Annotated in this window: 16 protein-coding genes; 10 read left to right on the top strand and 6 right to left on the bottom strand. The window is 72.9% G+C overall.

The window, feature by feature from the left end:
* The first annotated feature begins 9 nt into the window (after nucleotides 1-9).
* The 7 genes from H7X46_RS05050 to H7X46_RS05080 all read left to right on the top strand — a co-directional run bounded on the left by H7X46_RS05050 (nucleotide 10) and on the right by H7X46_RS05080 (nucleotide 7,872).
* A complete protein-coding gene (locus H7X46_RS05050; RefSeq protein WP_186358297.1) occupies nucleotides 10-627 on the top strand; it encodes a TetR/AcrR family transcriptional regulator in 618 nt (205 codons plus the stop codon).
* Nucleotides 628-757: 130 nt separating this feature from the next.
* A complete protein-coding gene (locus H7X46_RS05055; protein ID WP_186358298.1) occupies nucleotides 758-1,714 on the top strand; it encodes an ABC transporter permease in 957 nt (318 codons plus the stop codon).
* Complete coding sequence (locus H7X46_RS05060; protein WP_186358299.1) at nucleotides 1,695-2,585, top strand: ABC transporter permease; 891 nt, start codon at nucleotides 1,695-1,697, stop codon at nucleotides 2,583-2,585. Before H7X46_RS05055 ends, H7X46_RS05060 begins: the two co-directional genes overlap by 20 nt.
* A complete protein-coding gene (locus H7X46_RS05065; protein ID WP_186358300.1) occupies nucleotides 2,582-3,577 on the top strand; it encodes an ABC transporter ATP-binding protein in 996 nt (331 codons plus the stop codon). The genes H7X46_RS05060 and H7X46_RS05065 overlap by 4 nt, the downstream gene beginning before the upstream one ends.
* Complete coding sequence (locus H7X46_RS05070) at nucleotides 3,574-4,593, top strand: ABC transporter ATP-binding protein (RefSeq protein WP_186358301.1); 1,020 nt, start codon at nucleotides 3,574-3,576, stop codon at nucleotides 4,591-4,593. The genes H7X46_RS05065 and H7X46_RS05070 overlap by 4 nt, the downstream gene beginning before the upstream one ends.
* On the top strand, nucleotides 4,590-6,320 hold the full coding sequence (locus tag H7X46_RS05075; protein ID WP_186358302.1) for an alkyl sulfatase dimerization domain-containing protein: 1,731 nt from the start codon (nucleotides 4,590-4,592) through the stop codon (nucleotides 6,318-6,320). Before H7X46_RS05070 ends, H7X46_RS05075 begins: the two co-directional genes overlap by 4 nt.
* A complete protein-coding gene (locus tag H7X46_RS05080; protein WP_186358303.1) occupies nucleotides 6,304-7,872 on the top strand; it encodes an ABC transporter substrate-binding protein in 1,569 nt (522 codons plus the stop codon). Before H7X46_RS05075 ends, H7X46_RS05080 begins: the two co-directional genes overlap by 17 nt.
* On the opposite strand, the gene H7X46_RS05085 is transcribed toward H7X46_RS05080, so the two are convergent.
* Genes H7X46_RS05085 through H7X46_RS05100 form a run of 4 tightly spaced genes read right to left on the bottom strand, consistent with a single transcriptional unit; the run spans nucleotide 7,857 to nucleotide 14,929 of the window.
* Nucleotides 7,857-11,135: a carboxyl transferase domain-containing protein gene (locus tag H7X46_RS05085; protein ID WP_370588614.1), complete on the bottom strand. Its 3,279-nt coding sequence runs from the start codon at nucleotides 11,133-11,135 to the stop codon at nucleotides 7,857-7,859. The two genes, H7X46_RS05080 and H7X46_RS05085, sit on opposite strands and share 16 nt — an antisense overlap.
* Nucleotides 11,132-12,850, bottom strand: a complete 1,719-nt coding sequence (locus tag H7X46_RS05090) for an AMP-binding protein (protein ID WP_186358304.1) — start codon at nucleotides 12,848-12,850, stop codon at nucleotides 11,132-11,134. Before H7X46_RS05090 ends, H7X46_RS05085 begins: the two co-directional genes overlap by 4 nt.
* On the bottom strand, nucleotides 12,834-13,502 hold the full coding sequence (locus tag H7X46_RS05095) for a TetR/AcrR family transcriptional regulator (RefSeq protein WP_186358305.1): 669 nt from the start codon (nucleotides 13,500-13,502) through the stop codon (nucleotides 12,834-12,836). The genes H7X46_RS05090 and H7X46_RS05095 overlap by 17 nt, the downstream gene beginning before the upstream one ends.
* A 41-nt stretch (nucleotides 13,503-13,543) precedes the next feature.
* Entirely contained in the window at nucleotides 13,544-14,929 is a 1,386-nt protein-coding gene (locus tag H7X46_RS05100) for an MFS transporter (RefSeq protein WP_186358306.1), read from the bottom strand.
* 155 nt (nucleotides 14,930-15,084) lie between these two features.
* Between H7X46_RS05100 and H7X46_RS05105 the strand changes: the two genes are divergently transcribed.
* Together H7X46_RS05105 and H7X46_RS05110 are read left to right on the top strand one after the other, a co-directional pair.
* Nucleotides 15,085-15,552 (top strand): GyrI-like domain-containing protein, encoded by a 468-nt coding sequence (locus H7X46_RS05105; protein ID WP_186358307.1) that lies wholly within the window; start codon nucleotides 15,085-15,087, stop codon nucleotides 15,550-15,552.
* Between the two features lie 110 nt (nucleotides 15,553-15,662).
* Nucleotides 15,663-17,093, top strand: a complete 1,431-nt coding sequence (locus H7X46_RS05110; protein ID WP_370588615.1) for an MFS transporter — start codon at nucleotides 15,663-15,665, stop codon at nucleotides 17,091-17,093.
* Nucleotides 17,094-17,229: 136 nt separating this feature from the next.
* On the opposite strand, the gene H7X46_RS05115 is transcribed toward H7X46_RS05110, so the two are convergent.
* Nucleotides 17,230-17,487, bottom strand: a complete 258-nt coding sequence (locus H7X46_RS05115; RefSeq protein ID WP_370588616.1) for a type II toxin-antitoxin system Phd/YefM family antitoxin — start codon at nucleotides 17,485-17,487, stop codon at nucleotides 17,230-17,232.
* A 137-nt stretch (nucleotides 17,488-17,624) separates the two neighbouring features.
* On the opposite strand from H7X46_RS05115, the gene H7X46_RS05120 reads away from it, so the two are divergent.
* Nucleotides 17,625-19,169 carry an MFS transporter gene (locus H7X46_RS05120; protein ID WP_186358308.1) on the top strand — a complete coding sequence of 515 codons (1,545 nt, stop codon included), beginning with the start codon at nucleotides 17,625-17,627 and terminating at the stop codon, nucleotides 19,167-19,169.
* A gap of 80 nt (nucleotides 19,170-19,249) precedes the next feature.
* Here H7X46_RS05120 and H7X46_RS05125 read toward each other — a convergent pair whose 3' ends face one another.
* The gene (locus H7X46_RS05125) at nucleotides 19,250-21,562 is read right to left on the bottom strand and encodes an FdhF/YdeP family oxidoreductase (RefSeq protein WP_370588617.1); all 2,313 of its coding nucleotides are present in this window, start codon (nucleotides 21,560-21,562) and stop codon (nucleotides 19,250-19,252) included.
* Nucleotides 21,563-21,635 lie beyond the last annotated feature (73 nt).

Consider the following 21,635-nt stretch of genomic DNA (forward strand, 5'->3'; position numbering starts at 1 on the left):
TTTCGCCGCATGGCACGACGTTCCCCCAGCTCCGCCGCCCCGGACGGCAGCGAGACGGCGCGCAAGCTGGAGCGGGCGGCCCTGACCCTGCTGAAGAAGAACGGGGTGCTCGCCGGCCTCAACCTGCGCGAGGTCGCCGATCTGGCCGGGATCAACCGGGGGCTGGTGTACCACCATTTCGGTTCGCGGGGGGAGCTGCTGCGCTCGGCCCTGCGCCGCGACAGCGACCGCCGCCACGCCGCCTACTGGCCCTCCGAGGAGAGCGTGGGGTTCGTCGGGCGGATCGCCCGGATGCTCCGCCAGTCGATCAAGCAGGCGGAGCAGGGACGGCTCGCCGCGATCCTCCTGCTCGACGGGCAGACGAAGATCCGGATGATGCCGCGCCGGGAGCAGACGCAACGGGACCTGCAATTCGACCAGGCCGAAGGGCGGATTCCGCCCGATATCGATCTCGTGGCGCTGCACGCGTTCGTCCAGGCGCTCTCGATGGGCTATGTCGTGAGCCGCAACCAGCTGGCCGCCGAGTTCAAGATCGGCGTGCGAGATCTCGACGACCGGATGATCGCGCTGGTCCAGCGGCTGATCACCGGCTCCGGCGACGGCCCCGCCGCGGACGACTCCGATTGATGAAACGCTAGCGTCTGTTGACGTTCTGTTAATCCGGGGCTAGCTTGATGCGCGTCACCCCGATGTGGGCGAGCGAGGCGCACGACACTCGGCGCCGCCCGCATCTCCGTCGAATCGGGACGCCTGCAGAATGCTCAGTCTGCTCGGAAAACGCGTACTCCATCTCATTCCGGTGACCGTCGGGGTGAGCTTCCTGACCTTCATGCTGCTGAACCTGCTGCCGGGGAACCCGGCACTGACGGTTCTGGGTGAGGGGGCGACGCCGGAAGCCGTCGCCGCCGTCACCGCGGAGCTGGGTCTCGACGACCCGCTCCTGCTGCGGTACTGGCACTGGTTCGTCGCCGCGCTCGGCGGGAACCTGGGGACCTCGCTCGACTCCGGCGAACCCGTCACGGCCCTCCTGCTCCAGCGGCTGCCGGCCTCGATCGAGATCATGCTCCTCGCCCAGCTGATCGCCCTCGTCGTCGCGGTGCCGACGGCGATCGTGTCGGCACGCCGCCCCGGCTCGGCGGTCGACCGCGCCACCGGGCTGACCGCCTTCGCGGGCGTGGCGATGCCGCCGTTCCTGGTCGGCATGGTGCTGGTCCTCGTGGTGGCGATCCCGTTCGGCCTGCCCGCCACCGGCTGGATCCCGTTCACCGAGAACCCGGTGATGAACCTGCGCTCGGCGTTCCTGCCGGCGCTGACCCTGGCGGTGGCGCTCTACGCCGCCTACATGCGGGTGCTGCGCGCCGACCTGGTGACCCAGCTGACGCAGGAGGACTACGTGACGACCGCCCGGGCCAAGGGCCTGGCCCGAGGCACGATCATCAGCCGGCACGTGCTGCGCAACGCCGTGTTCCCGCTGATCACGGTGCTCGGCATCAACATGGGTGCCCTGCTCGGGGGTGCCGTGATCGTCGAGACGCTGTTCGCGGTACCGGGGCTCGGCAAGCTCGTGATCGACGCGATCTACCAGCGCGACGTGGTCGTCGTGCAGGGAGCGGTCCTCGTGATCGCCGTGGCCTTCGTTCTCATCAACTTCGCGGTGGACGTGCTCTACGCCGCGCTCGACCCGAGGATCCGCCATGACCGCGCTGCTTCGTGACACCGTCGCCGACCCGGCGGCCGGCACGCCGGCACCCGGGCGGCGGCCCTCCTGGGAGATCCTGATCCCCGGGAGCCTGCTGGCCGTCATCGTCGTGGCCTGCCTGTGCGCCCCGCTCCTGCCCGGGCTCGCCGACCCGAACCTCGGCATGCTCAACGGCGGGGACAGCGGTTCCCGCATAGGCATCGGGTCCGAGGGACACCTCCTCGGCACCGATGCGCTCGGTCGCGACCTGCTCGCGCGATCGATTCACGGTGGGCGGATCTCGATCGTGGTGGGCCTCGGTTCGGTGCTGGTCGGCATCCTCGTCGGCGGGAGCATCGGGATCGTCGCGGGCTACGTCGGCGGTGCCGTCGACTCCGTGCTCATGCGCGTGCTCGATGTGCTCCTCGCCCTCCCGTCGCTGGTACTCGCACTCGTCGTCGCGACCTACCTGGGCCCCAGCATCCCCAATCTGATCATCGCGATCTCGTTCTTCGCGATCCCGTCCTACGCGCGCATCGCGCGGGCCGGGGCGCTGAGCGTGCGGGAGCGTGACTACGTCCTGAGCGCCCGGCTCGCCGGCGCCCGGGCAGGGCACATCCTCGTGCGGCACGTGACGCCGCGGGTCGTCGGCTCGCTCCTGACCTACGGGCTGCTCATCTGCGGGATCGCCATCATCACCGAGGCGTCACTGAGCTTCCTGGGCCTCGGCATCCCGCCACCGGCGCCGAGCTGGGGCAGCATGATGGCCGACGGCAAGTCGGACCTCGGCTCCGCGCCCCAGATCGTGCTGGTGCCGGGACTCATGCTGTTCCTCACCGTGGTCTCGCTGAACCTCCTGTCCGACGGCATTCGGAACCGCCTGGACCGCGACGGGGGTGCCCGGTGAACCCGCCGGCGTCCCGGCTGCTCGAGGTCGACGATCTCCACGTCGTCTTCGACGGGCCGCGCGGCACGGTCCCCGCCGTCAACGGTGTCTCGGTGGCGGTCGACCGCGGCGAGACGATCGCCGTCGTCGGCGAGTCGGGATCCGGCAAGTCGGTCACCGCCCGCACAATCATGGGCCTGTCCACACCGCCCGGGCGGATCACCTCCGGGTCGATCCGGCTCGCCGGACGCGAGCTCGTCGGGTTGTCCGACCGCGAGTGGCGCAGCATCCGCGGCTCACGGATCTCGATGGTGTTCCAGGATCCGATGCGGTCGCTGAACCCGACCATGAAGATCGGTCGCCAGATCACCGAGTCGATCCGCCTGCACACCGGTCTGGACCGGGCACGGGCGCGGGCCCGCGCGGTCGAGCTCCTCGACGCCGTCCGCATCGCCGCCCCGCAGCGGCGCGTCGACGAGTACCCGCACCAGCTCTCCGGCGGCATGCGCCAGCGCGTGATGATCGCGCTCGCGCTGAGCTGCCGCCCGGACCTGCTGATCGCGGACGAGCCCACCACGGCACTCGACGTCACGACCCAGCAGCAGATCCTCGACCTCGTCGCCGAGCTCCAGGCCGAGCTCGGCATGGCGGTCATGCTCATCACGCACGACATCGGCGTCGCGGCGAGCTCCGCGGAGAAGGTCTTCGTGATGTACGCCGGCCAGGTGGTCGAGTCGGGGCCCAGCCGGCAGGTCTTCGCCGAGCCGCGGATGCCCTACACGGAGGCGCTGCTCGACTCGATCCCGTCGCTCGACGCACGCTCGCACGAGCCGCTGCCCGCGATCGAGGGCGCCCCGCCCGATCTCGCCGAGCTCGGCCCGGGCTGCAGCTTCCGGCCGAGGTGCACGCGCGCGACCCCGACCTGCGCCTCCCGGCGACCGGAGCCGGCCGAGCACGTTCCGGGGCGCTCGTGGGCGTGCTGGAACCCCACCACCGCGAAGGAGGCGCCATGACCACGGTCGAGGCCCGCGACCCGGCGGTCCTGCTGGAGGTCCGCGACCTGACCCAACGGTTCGCCGTGAAGGGCAGGGGAGGCGGAGCGGTGCGGGCCGTCGACGGCGTGTCGTTCCACGTCCGCGCGGGCGAGACGCTCGGCCTGGTGGGGGAGAGCGGATGCGGCAAGTCGACGACGGCACGCGCGATCCTGCAGACCCCGCGGCCCAGCTCCGGCGAGGTGATCTTCGACGGGGTACGGCTCGGTGACCGGTCCGGACCCGAGCTGCGCCGGATCCGCGCGCAGATGCAGATGGTGTTCCAGGACCCGTTCGCCGCGTTGAATCCCGGGTGGACGGTGCGCGACATCGTCGCCGAGCCGCTCGTCGTCCAGCGCGTCGGCACGGCGGGCGAGCGCGCCGCCCGGGTCGACGAGCTCCTCGATCTCGTGGGGCTCGACCCGGCGCGGTACGCCGACCGCGGGCCGCGGCAGCTCTCCGGTGGTCAGGCGCAGCGCGTCGGCATCGCCCGCGCACTCGCCCTGGACCCCAAGCTGGTGATCTGCGACGAGTCGGTCTCCAGCCTCGACGTGTCGATCCAGGCGCAGATCCTCAACCTGTTCGACCGGCTCGGGCGCGAGCTCGGGCTGACCTACCTGTTCATCGCGCACGACCTGGCCGTGGTCAAGCACGTCAGCGACCGCGTCGGCGTCATGTACCTGGGGCGCATCGTCGAGCTCGGACCGTGCGACCGGATCTACGACGCCCCGGCGCACCCGTACACCGCCGCGCTGCTGGACGCGGTACCGCGGGTGAACGGCGGCGGCCGGCGCGCCGCCGCGGCGCTGCGCGGCGAGATCCCCTCGCCGCTGAACCCGCCGTCGGGGTGCCGGTTCCGCACCCGGTGCCCGATCGCCACCGACCGCTGCGCCGCCGAGCCACCGGAGCTGGCCGAGCTCGGTGACGGCCGGCTCGTGGCGTGCCACTTCCCGCTGGTCGACGAGGATCCGCAGACCGGGAAGGGGAGCACCCGATGACCATGACCGACCGCTACTGCGGGACCACCGTGGAGACCGCGACCGCGGCCAACGGCGCCGTCGCCGCGGCCGAGCTCGTGTCCCGGGGCGCCGGCGGGCGAGCCGATCCGCACGTCGTCACGGTGGCCGAGGGCGTGCACACCTACGTCGGTGGCTCCATCGTCAACCGGACCTTCATCGAGGGCACCGACGGCGTCGTCGTCTACGACACCGGTGACGACCTCGCGGACGGCGAGCAGGCGTACGCGGCCCTGCGCACCGTCACCGACAAGCCGGTCGCGGCCGTCGTCTACAGCCACAACCACTACGCCCAGGGCGCGCTGGCCTTCTCGACCGGCGAGGACGGCATCCCGGTCATCGGTCACCCCCGCGTGAACGCCAACCTGGCCCGCGGCGCGGACGCCGTCGACTTTCCCGAGGCGGCGCCGGCGCTCGCGCAGCGGTTCCGCCGCCAGTTCGCCGCCTACCTGCCCGAGGAGGGCCCCGACGCGCCGATGGGTGCCACGTACGCGGCGTTCACGCCCCGGGGGGCGCTGCCGGTGAACCGGGCCGTCACCGACGGCGAGGAGCTGACGATCGCCGGCGTGCGGATGCAGTTCTTCACCGCACACCGGTCCGACTCGGACGACACGCTCACCGTGTGGCTGCCGGACGCCGAGGTCGCGCTCAACAACTTCCTGTGGCCGAACCTGCCCAACTTCTACGCGCTGCGCGGCACCGGCTTCAGGGACCCACGCTCGTGGCGCGACGGGATCCTGCTGATCCGCGACCTGCAGCCCGAGCACCTGCTGGGAACGCACACCCGGCCCATCCAGGGCGCCCGACGGATCCGGCAGACCCTCGAGGGCTACGCCGACGCGATCGCCTACGTCTACGACCAGTCCCTGCGCGGCATCCTGCGCGGGCTGGGCCCCGACGAGCTGCGCGGCTTCGTGCAGCTCCCCGAGTACCTGGCGGCCCAGCCGCACAACCGCGCCGGCTACGGCGAGCTGCAGTACCAGCCGCCCTACCTCTACGAGCGCGTGTTCGGGTGGTTCGACGGCCGCCCCGAGAACATCAACCCGCCGCCGCGCCGGCTGGTGGCCGAGCGGATCGTCGAGGGGTTCGGCGGACCGGACCGCGTGCGTGCGGCGGTGGACGAGGCCCTGGATCGCGAGGAGCTCTCCTGGGCGGCGACCCTGGCCGGGCACCTGCTCGACACCGATCCGCACGACCCCGGCGCGCGTGCGTTGAAGGCCCGCGCGCTGCGGGCACTGGGGCAGCGGGCCGGCGGGTCGATCGCGCGGCACTTCTACCTCAGCTACGCCCTGGAGCTGGAGGAACGCGTCGAGATCCCCCCGTCGGTGCCGGCGACCGTCGAGGCGGTGCTGCGCGCCCCGGCCGGCATGCACCTCGACCACCTGAGGGTGCGGCTCGATCCCGCGCGCAGCGGGGACACCGAGCGGTTCGTCGTGGTCGAGCTGACCGACGACGGCCTGCGAGCCGGGCTGCACCTGCGCCGCGCGGTGTGCGAGTACGTCGCCGACGTCGCCCGGCACCCCGACGAGCCGGACGCCACGGTGTCCATGACCCGGCGGACCTGGGCGGAGCTGGTCACCGGAACGCGGACCTGGCCGGCGGCCCTCGACGAGGGACGGGTGACGGTCAAGGGAAACGCCGACGACGTCGTCGAGTTCTTCGGCTTCTTCGACCCGCAGCCGGAGGTGCGGCATGTGGCGAGCCGGTAGCGTGCGCGCGGCGCTGGTGATGTCCGTCGCGTTGCTCGTGGGCGCCTGCGGAGCCTCGGTCGTCCCCGACACCGAGAACGCCGCCCCCCGGCACGGCGGCAGCGTGACGGTGGGCCTGGAGGGAAGCTGGGTGTCGCTCGACCCGTTGCGCGCCACCACCTACAACAGCTTCAGCGTGCTGCAGACGATCTACGAGCCGCTGTTCGACCTCGACCGGAACGGCGCGGCCGTCCCGAACCTGGCCACCGGTTACGAGGTCAGCCCGGACGGCCGGATCTACACGGTCACGCTCCGCGACGGCGTCACGTTCCACGACGGTGCGAGGTTCGACGCCCGGGCCGTGGTGGCCAACTTCGACCGGGTGCGGAACCCGGCCAACGGCTGCTCGTGCCTGGGTGAGCTGCGCGTGCTGGAGGGTGTCCGGGCGACCGGCGACACGACCGTGGAGTTCCGGCTCAAGCGGCCCCACGCCGGGTTCCCGGTGATGGTGCTCGGCGGCGCGGCCGGCCTGATGGCCTCACCGCGGGCGCTCGCGGAGACCGGCGGCGACCTGGCGCGGAGGCCGGTCGGTACCGGACCGTTCGTGCTCGACCACGAGGTCCCCGGCAGTTCGGTGCGGGTCCGGGCGTGGGACGGCTACCGCGACCCCGGGCGTCCCTACCTGGACTCGGTGGAGTTCCGGGTGATCTCCGACAGCGACTCGCGGTACTCGAGCCTGACCTCGACAGCCATCGACGTGGCCGACAACGTCTCGGTGACGTGGTTGAGCGACGCCGAGCTGAACCCCTCGGTGCGGATCCACCCCCAGGGGGCCTCGGGCTCGAACTTCGTGATGTTCCAGACGGGGGAGGGCAGCCCGTTCCGCGATGCGCGTGCCCGGCAGGCGGCGTGCATGGCGCTGGATCCGCCGCGCATCGACGAGGCGCTCTACCGCGGTGTCCGGCTGACCGGGCAGGAGTCGCCCTTCCCGACCGGCGGCGGCCGGTGGGACCTCGGCCGGGTCGAGGGCTACCCCCGCTACGACCGCGAACGGGCCCGCCGGCTCGTCGCCGAGGTCGGTGGCATCTCGTTCGACCTGAACTTCACCAACTCGCCGGACAACGTCCGGGTCGCCCAGGCGCTCGCCGCCCAGTGGGCGGTCGTCGGGATCGAGGCGAGGGTGCGGCCGATGGACCAGCCCACGCTGGTGGAGAAGGCCTTCGGCCACCGCTTCGACGCGATGATCTACCGCTGGCGGGGCGCGATGGACCCCGACGGCAACGTCTCCCGCTGGTTCCACAGCTCCCAGGCCACCCCGGCGAAGCCGAGCTCGAACTACAACCTGGTGGACGACCCGGAGCTCGACCGCCTGATGATGCAGGCCGCGGCGGTGACGGAGCCCGGCGAGCGTGCGGAGCGCTACCGCGCGGTGTCCGAACGGCTGGCCGGGATCACGCCGTACTGCTACCTGTGGGGCGCGGACTGGTACCGCGTCACCCTGGCCAACGTGCACGGCATCCCGTCCCGCCCGGACAACATCATGATGCTGCGCGACGCCTACGTCGTGGAGTGACCGCGCCGCAGGGCACCGTCCGGACCTCGTGGCGAGTCGGGCGAGCGGAGGGTCCGGATCCAGCGGCGGGTGTCGGCCGGGTCGATCACGTCGTCGAACTCGAAGGTCGTGGCCGCCCGCAACGCGCGGCCGCGCTCGTAGGCCTGCGCGACGAGCTCGTCGTAGAGGGCCTGCCGGGCGGCCTCGTCGGGGGCCGCGGCGAGCTCGCGGCTGTAGCCCAGCCGGACCGAGCCCTCCAGCCCCATGCCGCCGATCTCCCCGGTGGGCCACGCGACGGTGAACTGCGGTGCCTTGAACGAGCCGGCGGTCATCGCCATCGCGCCCAGGCCGTAGCCCTTGCGGAGCACGACGGCGCCGAACGGCACCGTCAGGCGGGCCCCGAGCACGAACAGCCGGCCGAACCGCTTGACGGTGGCCTCCTTCTCCGCGTCCGGGCCGACCATGAACCCCGGGGTGTCGCACAGCGAGACGATCGGCAGCCGGTACGCCTCGCACAGCCGGAGGAACTCCGCCAGCTTGTCGGCGGCCTCGGCGTCGATGGCGCCGCCCAGGTGGTGGCTGCTGTTCGCGATCAGGCCGTACGCGACGCCCTCCACCCGGACCAGCGCGGTGACGACGCCGACGCCGTGGTCCGGCCGCAGCTCCAGCACCGACCCGACGTCGACGACGGCCTCGATCGCGGCGCGGACGTCGTAGGCGCGCAGCCGGTTCTCCGGCACCACGTGCCGGGCCAGGCGCGGGTCCGGTGCCTGCCACCCCACGCCGTCGCCGGGGGACAGCGGGCTCTGGAAGTACGACAGGTACCGGCGTGCCAGGTCGACGGCGTGCGCCTCGTCGCGGGCGACCAGGTCGACGACGCCGTTGCGGCGCTGCACGTCGATCGGGCCGATGTCCTCGGGACGGTAGTCGCCCAGCCCGCCCCCGGAGATCATCGCCGGCCCACCCATGCCGATGTTGGCGTCCGGGGTGGCGATGATGACGTCGCAGGCGCCGGCCAGCGCGGCGTTGCCGGCGAAGCACCGCCCGGACACGATCGCGACCGTCGGGGCGCAGCCGGGCAGCGAGCCCATCAGCCGGAACGTCGGGACGTCCAGCCCGGCGACGATGTCCATGTCGGTGTCCCCGGGCCGGCCGCCCCCGCCCTCCGCGAACAGCACGACGGGCAGGTTGCGCCGGCGGGCCACCTGGAGGACCCGGTCGGTCTTGGCGTGGTTGCGCCACCCCTGGGTGCCGGCGAGGACCGTGTAGTCGTACGACAGGACCGCCGCCTCGGCCGCCGACCGGCCGAACCGGTCCGCGCCGATCGTCGCGACGCCGGCGACGAGGCCGTCGCCGGGGGTGCGGGCGATCAGGTCCTCCTCCGAGCGCCGGCTGCGCTGGGCCGCGAGCACCAGCGAGCCGTACTCGACGAAGCTGCCGTCGTCGACCAGGTCGTCGATGTTCTCCCGTGCGGTGCGGCGGCCGAGCCGGTGCCGCTTCGCCACCGCCTCGGGGCGGTTCTCGTCGAGGGTGACGGCCTGCCGCGCACGCACCTCGTCGAGGTCGGGGCGTGGCGTGTCGAGGTCGAGCTCGGCACCGGCCCCGGGCCCGGCCGCGCCGGTGGGCTCGTACACCACGAGCGGGTCACCCGGGGCCACCGTGCAGCCGGGCCGGACGAGCACGCGCACCGCCCGCACGGCCTTCTCGGCGGCCAGGACGTGCTCCATCTTCATGGCTTCCAGCACGGCCAGGGGTGCGCCCGCCGGCACCTCGTCGCCCTCCGCCGCCGTGCCGACCACGGTGCCCGCCATCCCGGCACGCACCACCTCCTCGTGGGCCCGCAGCTCCACCGCGGTGGCCGGGGACGCGGCGGCCGTCGGGTGCGCGCCGACCGCGCCGACCAGGCGTTCCATGCGTCCTGCGAGGAAGCCGGTGTCGACCGGCCCGGCCCGCAGGTCGCCGTCCGCGAGCAGTGACCTGAGGAACCCGATGTTGGTGGGGGCGCCCTCGACGGTGAACTCGTCCAGCGCCGCGTCCACCTTGGCGAGCGCGGCCGCGCGGGTCCGGGCCCGCGCGACGACCTTCGCCAGCAGGGAGTCGTAGCGCGGGCTGACCTGCAGCCCGGGACGGCCGAAGGTGTCCACCCGGATGCCGGGCCCGGTGGGCGGGGTGAACGCCGTGAGCGTGCCCGCGGCCGGTGTCGCGCCCCCGTCGGCGGTCATCGTCTCGAGGTTGACCCGGGCCTGGACCGCGACGCCGGCAGCGGCCGCCGGCTCGCCCCGGACGCCGGCGGCGCCGGCCAGCACACCGTCACCGAGATCGAGGTCGGCCACGGCGGCGCCGTCGGCGACGGCGAGCTGCGCCGCCACCAGGTCGACCCCGGTCACCTCCTCGGTGATCGTGTGCTCCACCTGGATCCGGGGGTTGACCTCGAGGAACACGAAGGTGTTGCCGCGCACCAGGAACTCGGCGGTGGCGAGACCGCGGTAGCCGAGCCCCGCGCAGAGCCGCGCGGCGGACTCGTGCAGGCCGCGGCGCACCTCCGGTGCCAGGTCCTCGGCGGGGGCGATCTCGAGCAGCTTCTGGTGCCGCCGCTGCACGCTGCAGTCGCGGTCGCCGAGCGCCAGCGCGGCCGAGCCGTCCGCGACCACCTGGACCTCGACGTGGCGGGCCCCGTCGAGCAGGGCCTCGGCGAACACCGCACGGCTCCCGAAACCGAGCTCGGCCTCGGCGGCGCAGGCGCGGTAGGCCTCGGCCACGTCGCCCGCGGCCCGGACGACGCGCATCCCGCGCCCGCCGCCCCCGGCCAGCGCCTTGATCATGATGCCGCTCGGGTGCTCGGCGAGGAACGCCCGCACCTCGTCCAGGCCGGCGCCGGCGGACGTGGCGGCCAGCACCGGGACGCCCGCGGCGACCGCGGCCGCCCGGGCGGCGGCCTTGTCGCCCAGGGTCTCCAGCACCTCGGGCGAGGGGCCGACGAACTCGACGCCCGCGGCCGCGCACGCGCGCGCGAACTCCGCGTTCTCGGCCAGGAACCCGTAGCCGGGATGGACCGCGTCGGCCCGGGAGCGTGCGGCCGCGGCCAGCACGGCCGCCTGGTCGAGGTAGGCGGCCGGGCCGGACCCGGCCAGCGGCAGCGCCTCGTCGGCGGCGTGCACGTGCGGGGTGTCACCGTCGTCCTCGGCGTAGAGGGCGACGGTGTCCACACCGGTCTCGCGGGCGGTGCGCACGATGCGCAGCGCGATCTCGCCGCGGTTGGCGATGAGCAGCTTCTTCAGTGTCACGGACGGGTCCTCGCCGGCTGGTCGCGGGCCGCGGCCAGCTCCGCGGCCCGGTCGAACAGGTCCCCCTTGCGGATCTTGCCGGTGGCGGTCATCGGCAGCTGGTCGACGATCTCGAACTCGGGCACCTTGAATGCGGCCATGTTCTCGGTGGCCCAGCTGCGCAGCTCGTCGCCGTCGGTGGCCGCGTCGGACACCTCCACGAACGCGACCGGCACCTGGCCCCGGGCCCGGTCGGCCCGCGGGACCACCGCCACCGTGCGGATCGCCGGGTGCAGGCGCAGCAGGGACTCGATCTCGGACGGGAAGACGCTCATCCCGTTCGTCTTGATCATCTCCTTGGACCGGGCCTGGTAGTGCAGCGCGCCCCACTCGTCGAGCCGGCCGACGTCGCCGGTGTGCAGCCAGCCGTCGCGGAGGGTCTCCGCGGTGGCGTCGGGCCGGCCGTAGTAGCCGGTGAGGATCGACGGGCTGCGCACGATGATCTCCCCGGACTCGCCGACCGGCACCGGGTCGCCCGCCTCGTCGACGATCACGATGTCGGTGCCGGGGACGGGCAGGCCGCAGAACACCGGGTCGGCGAGCAGGTCCCGGTCGCCGTCCTGGAACCCGAGCGTGAACGTGTCCGCGGTGTGGGTCTCGGTCATCCCGTACGAGGCCTCGCGGAGCACGGTGCCGGCCGCGGCCCGCCACCGGGCCCGGATCTCCGGGGTCAGCTTGAGGACGAACGACACCGCGAACGCGGTCCGCAGCGAGGCCATCCGCGCGCCGTCGAAGTCCGGCAGATCCATGATCTCGACGTAGTTGTCGACGGTCGCGATCATCTCGGTCACGCCGTGCCGCGCGACGAGCTCCACTGCCACCGCGGGGGCCCAGCGGGTCATCAGCACGACCTGCTGGCCGTTGACCAGCGGCTTGAGGACACCGAAGTCCTCGCCGGCGATCCAGAACACGGGCAGGAAGTTCAGGACCACCGGGCCGGGCTCGCCGACCGGGTTGCCGGCGCCCGTGGTGGCGGTCGCGGCCGTGTACACCATGTGCCGCTGGGTGTGCTCGCAGCCCTTCGGCATGCCGGTGGTGCCGCCGGTGTAGTTGAGCGCGGCCAGCGCGTCGGGGTCGCTGGGCCGGGCGGGCGCGCGCGGGGCGCTGCGGATCTCGGCCCAGTCCGACCGTTCCGCGGCGCGGGCGAACGGCACCGGCAGGCCGGGCTCGGCGGTGAGGAGGTCGGCGAGGCCGGTGTAGGCGACCCGCCGCACCGGGGTGTCCGCGCGCACCGCCTCGACGACGTCGGCGAGCGTGTCCTGGGCGAGCAGCACGGTCACCCCGGCGTCGACCAGCTCGTAGTGCAGCTCGTGGCCGCGGAACATCGGGTTGATCGGGACGTGCACCGCGCCGGCCTTGAGGATCCCGACCATGGCGATCAGGAACTGCGGGCAGTTGCCCAGGTAGACGCCCACCCGGTCGCCCGGCACCACGCCGAGACCGGCCAGCCAGCCGGCGAACCGGTCGCTGAGCTCGTCGTACTCGGCGTAGCCGATGTCGCGCCCGTAGAACGAGATCGCCACGGTGTCCGGGCGGGCCGCGGCCCAGTGCCGGAGGTACTCGGGCAGCGCGGGGACCTCGACGGGGTACGTGACGTCCCGCGCGACCTGCTGCGGCCAGTGGGCCGCCTGCAGGGCGCGGATCTCGGCCAGCGCGGCCTCACGTGACTGCGGCATCGGGGTGTGCTCCGTCAGCTCGGGGAGGCGCGTCGGCGGCGATGCCGACGCAGCGCTCCATCATGCGGATCTGGTCGTCGATGAACTGCTCACGGACCTCGGCCGACGCGTGACCGAGGCGGGCGGCCCCGCGGATGATGCTGTCGCCCAGCATCACCACCAGCCGGTCCGGCGGGGTGCAGGGATCGATCGTCCCCGGGGCCAGCCCGGTCAGGTAGTGGGCGTAGCGCCGGTTCAGCCGGTGCCGCAACGTGCTCCACACCTCGCCGACCACCGGATCGAGCCCGGCCCGGCTGTCGATCAGCGAGACGAGCGACCCGGAGGCGAAGACGGCCTCGGCGAACGCGCGGGTGGTCGCCCGCAGCACCGTGAGCGGGGGGACGGACTCGATGTCGTCGAGCTGCTGGGTGGCCTCGAGCCGGGCGCAGATCTGCTCGGTGACCGCGAGGAACGCCTCGTCCTTGGACCGCAGGTAGGCGTAGAACGTGGGCCGCGAGGTCCGGGCCCGGGCCGCGATCAGCTCCACGGTGGTCCCGGAGTACCCGAGCTCGTCGAAGCACGCGGCCGCGGCCGCCAGCAGCTCGCCGCGCCGGGAGCCGGGCGACTCCCGGCGGCTGGCTCGGGCGCGCTCCTGGGCCTCACTCGTCGTCACCTGCCCATTGTGTGCCGGTGGCCGTGGCGCGCCCGTCGCCGTCACGACGTGCGGAGGCCGGGGACGGCTGCCGGGTCGTTCCGGACGGAGGCCGGGTTGGTCTCGGTGAGGAAGAACGCGCTCGCCAGCGTGATCGCGGCCATCGCCATCAGGTAGAGCGCGACCCCGGTGGTCGAGCCGGTGTTCGCGATGATCGCCGTCATGATCATCGGAGTGAAGCCGCTGATCGCCACCGCGGCCAGCTGGTAGGCGAGAGAGGCCCCCGAGTACCGGACCCGGGGCTCGAACAGCTCGCCCATGAACGCGGCCAGCGGACCGTAGGTGAGCGCCTGGCCGGCACTGCTGACGATCATCGCCACGAACAGCAGCGGGCCGCTCGTCGTCTCGGCCAGCCAGAAGAACGGGAACGCCCAGGCCATCAGCAGCGCCGCGCCGACGAGGATCAACGGCCGGCGTCCCAGGCGGTCGGACATCTTGCCCGCCCACAGGATGACCAGCGGCATGAGCAGGGAGGTCACCATGATGGCGGCGAGGATGACGTCCCGGTCCATCCCGAGACCGCCCGCCTGCGGGGACAGGCTGCCGTAGCTGACGAACCCGGCGATCCCGACGTAGAACGCCGAGTTCGTGGCCGCCAGCAGGCCCGCGCCCAGCAGGATCTTCCCCCAGTGCTTGCGGACCGCCTCACCCAGCGGTGCCTGCGCGACGGTCTGGGTGGCGGGCCGCTTCTCCTCGACCGTCGCCTTCAGGGTCCGGAACTCCGGGGTGTCCTCGACCTTGGTGTGGATGTAGAGCACGACCGGGAACAGGACGATCGAGAACCAGAACGGCACCCGCCAGCCCCAGCTGAGGAAGGCGTCGTCGGGCAGCAGCGCGCTCGCCCCGACCATCATCAGGTTGCCGAGCAGCAGGCCCAGCGGCACGCCCATCTGTCCGAAGGTGCCGGCGAAGCCGCGCCGCTTCGGTCCGACCGACTCGGTGAGCAGCAGGACGATGCCGCCCCACTGGGCACCGCAGGCGAGGCCCTGCAGGAAGCGCAGGGTGACCAGCAGGATCGGCGCGGCGGCGATGCCGATCGTCTCCGCGGACGGCAGGCAGCCGATCACGAAGGTGGCGACACCCATGAGGAGCAGCGAGATGACGACCATCGGCTTGCGCCCGATCTTGTCGCCGTAGTGGCCGGCGAGGATGCCGCCCAGCGGCCGGGCGATGAAGCCGACCGCGAACGTGCTGAACGCGAGCAGCGTCGCGGTGAGCGGCGTCAGCTCGGGGAAGAACACGGCGGGGAAGACGAGGGCGGCCGCCGTGCCGTAGACGAAGAAGTCGTACCACTCGATCGAACTGCCGATCAGGCCCGATGCCAGGAGCTTCCGCCGTGCTCGGCGGAGTTCGGGAGTCTCGGTCGCTTCCGGGGCGGGTGCGTTCATGCGATGTCCTTCCGGTGACATGCGCCACGGCCTCGTTGCCGCAGCGAATGGTGATTGACGGCAACGTCAATGTCAACGGGCGGACCGGTCGGCGATGAGTTCCGCGCTCCGGAGGGGTCGGTAGGGCAGCAGACCCCGATGGAGGAGCCGAGTCGATGAGCGTCACCGCGGACCCGCACCTGATCACCACCACCCCGGTCACCACCGCCGTCGTGCGGGCGGTGGTGCCGGCGGCCGAGCTGCCCGCCTTCTACGACCGGGCGTTCGGCCTGCTCCCGCGGGCCGTCGCCGCGCAGGGGGCGGCCATCACCGGCCCGGCGTTCGGCCTGTACCACGGGGTCCCCGCGGACACGGCCGATCTCGAGACGGGATTCCCGACGGACCGCGCCGTCGAGGCCGACGGCGAGATCACGGCGAGCGGCCTTCCGGGCGGCCGGGTGGCCCGGATGGTCCACGCCGGATCGTTCGACGGGCTCGGGGCGGCCTGGCAGCGGCTCGGTGCGTGGATCTCCGAGCAGGGCCTGACGCCCGGCACCGACTTCTGGGAGGTCTACCTCACCGAGCCGTCCCCGGACATGAACCCCGACGACCTGCGCACGGAGCTCAACTGGCCGGTGGAGTAGGTGACAGGGGGTCCCGCCGGCATCATTTGTTGAGCTAAGATAACGACTGAGTCGTCCCACGCTCACGACCGGCGCCGGTCGTCGTCACCCCCGAGGAGAACCCACCCCCCGTGAGCACCGCGTCCGTCGCCGTCGCCCACCCGGACGTCCGGACCGACCTCGACCGGCCCGCCGTGGCGATCGGCGTCGTCTCGTGCTGCGGGCTGCTGGTCGCCCTCCTGCAGACGATGGTCGTGCCGCTGGTCCCGGTCGTCCCGGCGCTGCTGGCGGTGAGCCCGTCCTCGGCGTCGTGGATCATCACCGCGACCCTGGTGGCCGGCGCGGTGTCCGCTCCGGTGCTGGGCCGGCTCGGCGACATGTACGGCAAGCGCCGGATGCTGCTGGTGTCGGTGTGGCTCGTTCTGGCGAGCTCGGTGCTCGCCGCGCTCGCGCCGAACTTCGCCGTCCTGCTCGTCGCCCGGGCGCTGCAGGGCGTCTCGTTCGGGGTCATCGCCCTCGGGATGAGCCTGATGCGGGACGTGCTCCCGGCCGGACGGGTCGGGTCCGGGGTGGGCCTGATGAGCTCGTCGCTCGGGGTGGGCGGCGCGGCGGGCCCACCGCTCGCCGGCCTCGTCGCCGAGCACGCCAGCTGGCGGCTGCTGTTCGCGGCGGTCGCGGCCGGTGCGCTCGCCCTCGTCGTGCTCGTGCCCCGGCTCGTGCCGGAGTCCCGGGTGCGGACCGGCGGCCGGTTCGACACGGTCGGCGCGCTGGCGCTGGGTGTCGCGCTCGTCCTGCTGCTCCTGGGGATCTCGAAGGGCGGTGAGTGGGGCTGGGCCAGCACCGCGACCCTCGGATCGCTCGGTGCCGCGGCCGTCGTGCTCGTGCTCTGGGGCCGCTACGAGCTGCGGTCCGGCTCGCCGCTGGTCGACCTGCGGGTGTCGGCCCGGCCCGCCGTGCTGTGGACGAACGTCGCCACCGTGCTGCTCGGCTTCGCGATCTTCGCGACCCTCGTGATGGCGACCCAGATCCTGCAGGCTCCGGTCGGTACCGGTTACGGGTTCGGCCTCTCGATGACGGACGCCGGCCTGGTGATGTTGCCGCTGGGCGGGTCGATGGTGGTGTTCTCCTCGGTCTCGGCCCGGATCTCCCGCAGCCGGGGCCCGCGGACCACCGTCGTGCTCGGCGCGGCGCTGCTGGTGCTGGGGAACGCCGGGTTCGCCACCCTGCCGGGGTCGGTGTGGCTGGTGATGGTCACGGCGACCGTGAGCGCCACCGGCGCGGCGCTGGCCTACTCCGCGCTGCCGCTGCTGATCATGCGGGCGGTGCCCGAGACGGAGACCGCCGCCGCGAACAGCATGAACACCCTGATGCGCCAGCTCGGCACGTCGATGGTCGCCGCGGTGGCCGCCGCCGTCGCCGCGAGCCTGACGATGGAGGTCGACGGCCATCTCGTCCCCACCGGCGCGGCGTTCACGGTGTCCTACCTCGCCGCGGCGGGAGCCGCACTGGCCGGGCTGGTGATCGCCGCGCTGACCCCGGCCCCGGGAGCGGACCGGGCGTAGACCACGCCGGGCGGCCGAGGCCCGCCGTCGAGGAGCGGCTCGCTGCGGGTGATCAGCGACCGTGAGCAGGCCGTCCAGCCCGCCGAAGCCGTCGGGGTTGGTGTCGAGGAGGCCCTGACCAGGGCTGCTACCGCTCCTACGGGTCGACGAGGTCGTGGTCGGCAGTGGCGGTCTGATCGGCACGGAAGGCGTCGACATCGACGGTCGCGGCGTGACGCGACATCGCGGCGAACCCGTCCCGGTCGACGAAGCGCCTGCGGCGGCGCAGCGGGATCAGCTCTCCGACCTCGTGACCGTCCCGAGTGACGGTGAACGACTGGCCGCCCTCGACGGCGTCCATGATCTCCTTGGACCTCTGCCGGAGGTCGCGTTGGGTGATCTCGGGCCGGCTCACGATCCGAGGGTACCGGTCGCGCCGTCCGATCTGCGCGAGAAAAGATATATTAGTCCTCGACCAGAGCCCTTCCATGAGCGAGGATGGGTCGAGCGCCGACGTACGGCGACACGTGTCCGGTGACAACGGAGGGGCTTATGACCGGTAAACCGCGCAAGTTCGGCCTGGGAGTCGCGCGTCCCGCCGTGGAGGAGGAGGGGACGGTGCGCCGGGCCGCCGCGGCGGCGTCGATCGGCAACGTGGCCGAGTGGTACGACTTCGGCGTCTACTCCTACCTCGCCGCGATCGTGCTGAACCGCGTGTTCTTCCCCGAGGCCGGCGAGTGGTCCCTGGTCCTGACCCTGGCCGCGTTCGCCGCCGCGTTCGCGGCGCGCCCGGTGGGCGGATGGGTGTTCGGTCACCTGGGCGACCGGTTCGGCCGGACCCGGGTCCTGGCCTACACGGTCCTGATGATGACCGTGGCCACCGTCGCGCTCGGGCTCGTCCCGAGCCACGGCACGATCGGGATCGCGGCCCCGCTGCTCGTGGTCCTGCTGCGCATGCTGCAGGGCTTCTCGGCCGGCGGCGAGTACACCGGAGCGCTGACCCTGGTCGCGGAGTACTCCCCGGACCGCCGGCGCGGGTTCTTCGGCAGCTGGCTGGAGTTCGGCACGATCACCGGCTACACGCTCGGTGCCGGGGTGACGGCCGCGCTGGTCGCGCTGCTGCCGGACGAGGACCTGCTGACCTGGGGCTGGCGGATCCCGTTCCTGATCGCGCTGCCGCTCGGCCTGGTCGGCATCTACCTGCGGCTGCGGCTCGAGGACACCCCCGCGTTCCGGCAGCTCATGGACCGCTCTCCGGCGCTGGCCACGATGAGCTACGGCCGCGCGTTCCAGATCCTGCGGAAGCACTACCGGTCGGCGGTGTTCCTGACGGCCGGGCTGGTCATCACCTGGAACGTCACCAACTACGTGCTCACCAGCTACGTCCCCACCTACCTGACCAGCACGCTGCCCCGCTACGGCGAGAGCGGCACCGACAAGGCCCTGGCGACCGCGCTGCAGGTCGGGGTCATGCTGCTGATGCTCTGCTCGATCATGTTCGTGGGCAGGCTCAGCGACCGCGTCGGACGCAAGCCGATCCTCTGGACCGGCAGCATCGCGCTGGTCGTGCTGGGCCTGCCGTCGGTGTGGCTGCTGCGCGAGGGCCTGGCCGGCCAGATCACGGGGCTGCTCATCATGGGGGCGACCCTGCTGTGCTTCGCCGCCGTCACGCCGTCGACACTGCCGGCGCTGTTCCCGACCATGGTGCGGTACGCCGGGCTGGGCCTGGTGTTCAACCTCGCGGTCTCGATCTTCGCGGGCACCTCGCCGACGATCATCGAGGCGGCCGTGACGACGACCGACAACCTGGACTGGCCGGGCTACTTCCTCGTCGCGGCCGGCGTCATCGGGCTGGTCACGGTCTACTACCTGCCGGAGCCGGCGGGCAAGGCGCTGCCGGGGGCCCAGCCGCTGTACTTCACCGACGAGGCACCCGACGAGTCCCTGTACGAGCCGGTCGGCGCGTCGTCGCAGCCGTCCGGCACCCGGGCGGTCGAGCAGGGAGCCGAGAAGGAGAAGGCGGCCGAGAAGGAGCCGGACGCACCGTCCGGAGCGGCCGACGCGGAGGAGCGCACGCAGCGGCCGTCCTCTGGGTGAGGCCTGTGTGACGAAGGGGGCGGGGGCGACCGTGCAGGTCGCCCCCACCCCCGTCGTCGTGCACCGGGGCGGGCGTGCGCTCAGGTGGCGGGCTCCAGCCGCACGACCGCCCACTTCGAGGTCGGGGTGCCGGACTCGAGGGCCTGGGAGTCCAGCGGGATCAGGGGGTTGGTCTCCGGGTAGTAGCCGGCCACGCAGCCCTTCGGGGTGTCGTAGGCGACCAGCCGGAACCGGCGGGCGCGGCGCTCGATGCCGTCGTCCCACTCGGACACGACGTCGACGTGGTCACCGTCGGACCGGCCGAGCTCGGCGAGGTCCTCCGGGCTGATGAACAGCACCCGCCGGCCCGAGTAGACACCGCGGTAGCGGTCGTCGAGACCGTAGACGGTGGTGTTGAACTGGTCGTGGCTGCGGATCGTCTGCAGCACCAGCCGGCCCTCGGGGACGGTGAGCACCTCCAGCGGGCTGACGGTGAACACCGCGCGGCCCTGCGGGGTGGGGAAGGTGCGGGAGTCGCGCGGGCCGTGCGGCATGGTGAACCCGCCCCGCCGGCTGATCTTCTCCTCGTAGCCCGCGCAGCCCGGGACGACGCGGCCGATCCGGGTCCGGATCCGCGAGTAGTCGCCGGCGAACTCCCGCCACGGGATGCCGTACCGGTCGCCGAGCGTGGCGTCGGCGATGCCGCACAGGATGTCCACCTCGGACCGCAGCAGCGGGCCGGCCGGGGTGGCCCGCCCGCGGGACGCGTGGACGGCCGACATGGAGTCCTCGACCGTCACCCGCTGCAGCAGGCCACCGGTCATGTCCTTCTCGGTGCGCCCCAGGGTGGGCAGGATCAGCGCGTCCCGCCCGGCGGCGAGGTGGCTGCGGTTGAGCTTGGTGGAGATCTGCACGGTCAGGTCCGCCGACCGCAGCGCCGCCTCGGTGACGCCCGTGTCGGACATGGCGGACGCGAAGTTGCCGCCCAGCCCGACGAACACCCGGACGCGCCCGTCGCGCAGCGCGCGGACGGTGTCGGCGGCGTCGTGGCCGTGCGCGCGCGGCGGGTCGAACCCGAACTCGGCGCCCAGCGCGTCGAGGAACGCGTCCGGGGCCTTCTCCCAGATCCCCATCGTGCGGTCGCCCTGCACGTTGGAGTGCCCGCGGACCGGGCACAGCCCGGCGCCCGGCTTGCCGATCATCCCCTGGAGCAGGGCGACGTTGACGATCTCGGCGACCGTGGCGACGCCGTGGCGGTGCTGGGTGATGCCCATCGCCCAGCAGTTCACGATCCGCTTCGACGACGCGAGCAGCCGGGCGGCGTCCTCGATCTCGGACCGGGTCAGGCCGGTGGCGGCCAGCACGCGGTCCCAGTCGAGGGCGCGGACGTGCTCGGCCCAGGCGTCGAACCCGACGGTGTGCCCGGCGACGAACTCGTGGTCGACGACCGAGCCCGGGTCCTGCGCGTCGGCCGCCAGCAGCAGGTTCCCCATCGCCTGCCAGAACGCGAGGTCCCCGCCGGACCGGATCTGCAGGTAGGTGTCGGCCAGCGCCGTGCCCCGCCCGGCCAGGCCGGTCGGCCGCTGCGGGTTGTCGAAACGCAGCAGGCCCGCCTCGCGCAGCGGGTTGATCGCCATGATCCGGGCGCCGTTCTGCTTGGCGATCTCCAGCGCGGACAGCATCCGGGGGTGGTTGGTCCCCGGGTTCTGCCCCGAGATCACGATGAGGTCGGCCTCGTGCAGGTCCTGCAGGGAGACCGTCCCCTTGCCGACGCCGATGGTCCGCTCGAGCCCGACCGAGGTCGACTCGTGGCACATGTTCGAGCAGTCGGGCAGGTTGTTCGTGCCGTAGGCGCGGGCGAACAGCTGGTAGACGAACGCGGCCTCGTTGGAGGCCCGCCCGGAGGTGTAGAACGCGGCCGCGTCCGGCGTCGGCAGCGCCCGCAGGTGCTCGGCGACCAGCGCGAACGCGTCGTCCCACGAGATCGGCTCGTAGTGGTCGGCGCCGTCGCGGCGCACCATCGGGTGGGTCAGCCGGCCATGGCTCTCCAGCCAGTACTCGGTGCGCTGCTCGAGCTCCGAGATGGGATGCGCGGCGAAGAACTCCGGCCCGACGGTGTCGCGCTGGCCCTCCCAGGCGACCGCCTTGGCGCCGTTCTCGCAGAACTCCGCGGTGTGGCGGTGGTCCTGCGGGTCGGGCCAGGCGCACGACATGCAGTCGAAGCCGTCGACCTGGTTCAGCGTGAGCAGGTTCCTGGCCGTCTTGACCGGACCCATCTGCCGCAGCGCCCGGGTCATCGAGACCTTCACGGCCGTCAACCCGGCCGCGTGGTCGGCGGGACGCCCGACCCGCAGGCCGGCCTCCTCGTCGTCGAGACGCAGGTCGTCGGTGCGGTTCGGGGTCTGTGCAGTCACGGCATTCACTTTCGTCACAAGGGTCGGGGCCGGTGGCCGCAGCCACCGGCCCCGGGGGAGGGAGGACCGCTCC

This window comes from Pseudonocardia sp. C8, from assembly GCF_014267175.1.
Classification (GTDB): domain Bacteria; phylum Actinomycetota; class Actinomycetes; order Mycobacteriales; family Pseudonocardiaceae; genus Pseudonocardia.